Below are 2776 nucleotides of genomic sequence, written 5' to 3' on the forward strand. Positions count from 1 at the left end.
CAGCTGCCCGAAGAAGCCGCCCAGCGGGACGAGCGCGCCCGGGCCGTCGATCTGGTCCCGCAACCGCCCGTACAGGGCCAGGGCGCCCCGGGCTCCGGCGTCGCCGACGGGCCGTTCCGTCAGGGCCCAGGCGATCACGGAGACGGCGGTGTGGTGGGCGGGCTCCCCGTGGATCCAGCTCCCCGCGGTGCCGTCGGGACGGGCGTGGTGGAGGTGGATCCCGCCCGTGCGGTTGCCGGCGAGTACGAGGCCCTCCGCGCCGGAGGGCGTCCCGTCGGGGGTCCGGCCGGCGGGCAGGGCCCGGGCCCAGGGCAGGGGCAGGCCCAGGTCGGCCTCCAGGGCGGCGGCCAGTTCCTCGTCCACGCGCTCCTCGGCGCCCAGCAGGCCGGTCCACGCGGCGGCCATCCGCTCGGCGGCCCGGACGGTCCCGCCCGGCTCCCACAGATCGGCGAGATCGGCCCCGTCCTGCGGCAGGCCGGCGGCGAGGACCGCGCAGCGGCCCGCGTCGCCGAGTTTCCGGGAGAGCGCCCCGTACTCCTCGGCGAGGGACTTGCCGGCCTTGAACGGCGCGGCGGCCAGCAGCTTGAGGTGCTCGCGGTGGTTCTCGCGGGCCGGGAACCCGGCGAGGACCAGGGCCGCCACGGTGTCCCGGACCCCGGTCAGCCGGGTGAAGGCCTCGCGGGCGGCGGGCTCGGCGGGCAGCGGGCCCCGCTCGGCGAGGAGCTCCAGCAGCCGGGGCAGGCGTACGGAGTCCGCGTCCTCGACGGTGGTGGTCCGGCAGTCCTTCGGCGCCCTCGGGGGCGGGGTCGGCGGCCCGCCGCTGGAGGAACCAGGCCCGGCCGCCGCGGACGGCCCCCGGAGGCCAGGGTGTGCCCGGCGGCACGGCGGGCGGCCAGGGCTTCCTCGCCCGCCCGGCCGGTGCGCCAGGTGCCGCCCGCTTCGGCGAAGGGCTGCCCGCTCCAGGTGTCCAGCAGCGCGGCCAGGGCCGTCCGTTCCCCGTCGGGGGTGGTCGCGGCGGCGGCCCGCCAGGCGACGGCTCCGATCCGGCCGAGCAGCGGCTCCCAGGGCTCGGGGTCCGCGGGCCGGGCCAGCACGCGGGCCTCGTCGTCGATCTCGCCGCGCAGGTGGCGCCCGTCGGCGGCGACGGCGGTGAGCATGGCGGGCTGCCGGGCGGGCTCGGGGTCGTTGTAGTAGCGGTGGCGGAGCGACAGCAGCGGGTGGAGGGCGGGGGCGAGCACGGAGTCGGGTACCTCGGTGCGCAGGGTGACGACCGGTGCGGCCCGCATCCGGGCGACGCGGCGGGCGAGCTCGCGCAGCCGGCGCAGGACGTCGGCGGCGAGCCGGGCGGCCCGGTCGACGCCGGCGGCGATGCGCGGTTCGAGGCCGCCGGGCAGGGCGGGGGCGGGGTCGCCGGCGAGGGCGGCGTCGAGCAGGGCGCGTACGGCGGTGTCGTCGAGGGTGCGCAGGGCCTGGGAGGAGGCCTCGCAGCGCGGGGTGAGGAAGTGCCAGAAGGCGGGCGGCGGGACCGGGCCGGCGCCTTCGCCGAAGCCGGGCGTGCGGCGCTCGTCGGAGCCGGGGAAGCCGTGCACCTGCCACAGGAGGGAGTTGTCCTCGGCGGCGTGGCAGCGGATGGCCCCCTGGCCGGTGAGCACCCCGTCCTCGCCGCCCTGGGGCATCCGGACGACGGCCCAGGGCCTGCGGCCCGGGCGGCGGCTGCGGTAGGAGGCGCGGCGGCCGTCGACGCCCTCCAGGACGAACGAGGTGGGCGAGGGGCCGGCGTAGGGGGTGTGGTTGAGGACGCGGAAGCCGACGAGCCGGCCGTCCTGGCCGAGCGGGGAGGCGGGGGCGCCTTCGGGGAGGGCGGCGAGGGTCTGGCAGGAGGCGGAGAAGCGCTGCGTGCCGGGCGGGAGTCCGGCGGCGGTGTGGAACTCCGGGGGCGTGGTGTCGGCGAGCACCTCGCCGGTCTCCGGGTGGACGCGGGTCAGGACCTGGCCGGTCCGCGGGCCGACGCCGCCGGAGCTCCAGTAGCGCCGGCCGTCGCTCATCTGGGAGTCGTAGGAGCCGATGCCCTCGCGGCCGCCGGGGCGCAGGACGGAGCCGCCCTCGTGGCGGCCGCCGCCGTCCGGGGTCTGGAAGTGGTAGCCGAGGTCCCTGCTGCCGCCGTAGCGGCGCAGGCCGAGCTGCTGCTCGGGCTCGAAGACGTCCTCGGGGCGGTCGGCCCAGAAGGCCCGGTCCCCGAAGGAGGCCTCGGGGGTGGTGCCGAACGCGACCAGGAAGGCGCCGCCGACGTGGTGCACGGTGTGCGCGGTCGCTTCCCCGGGGAGCCGGAAGGTGCAGGAGGCGCGGGGGCCGGCGTGGTCGACGGTGACGGCGCGGTCGGGGCCGTAGACGGTCAGCAGGGGCCAGGTGCAGGTGACTCCGGTGACGGCGTCGGGGCCGCCGAGGCCGGCGACGGCCTCTTCGAGGGCGGGCCAGCCGTACTCCTCGGGGAGTCCGGCGCGCAGGGCGCGGGCGAGCGGGCCGGTGAGGTCCGGTGCGGCGAGGGCTTCGTCGATGCCGTCGAGGGCGCGGGCGGTGGGCCGGTCGAGCAGGGTGGTGAGCTCGTCGACGGCTTCGTCGGCCGCGGCGAGGCCGCCGCCGCGCAGGGCGGTGAGCAGGCCCTCGATCCGGCCGTGCACCTCGGCGGTGATGCCCGCGTTGTGCGGGAGGCGGCTGACGGCGGTGCCGGAGCCGCGCAGGGCGGGCGTGGACGGTGCCCTCCAGGCGGGGGCCGAAG

Annotated in this window: 2 pseudogenes; both read right to left on the bottom strand. The window is 79.0% G+C overall.

The features are described 5' to 3' along the window. Positions 1 to 642 (bottom strand): annotated as a pseudogene (locus SSNG_RS41870) (hypothetical protein); the annotation flags it as partial. Positions 643 to 659: 17 nt separating this feature from the next. Beyond that, a pseudogene (locus SSNG_RS44765) lies at positions 660 to 2776 on the bottom strand (hypothetical protein); the annotation flags it as partial.

It is taken from the genome of Streptomyces sp. C (assembly GCF_000158895.1).
GTDB classification, from domain to species: domain Bacteria; phylum Actinomycetota; class Actinomycetes; order Streptomycetales; family Streptomycetaceae; genus Streptomyces; species Streptomyces racemochromogenes.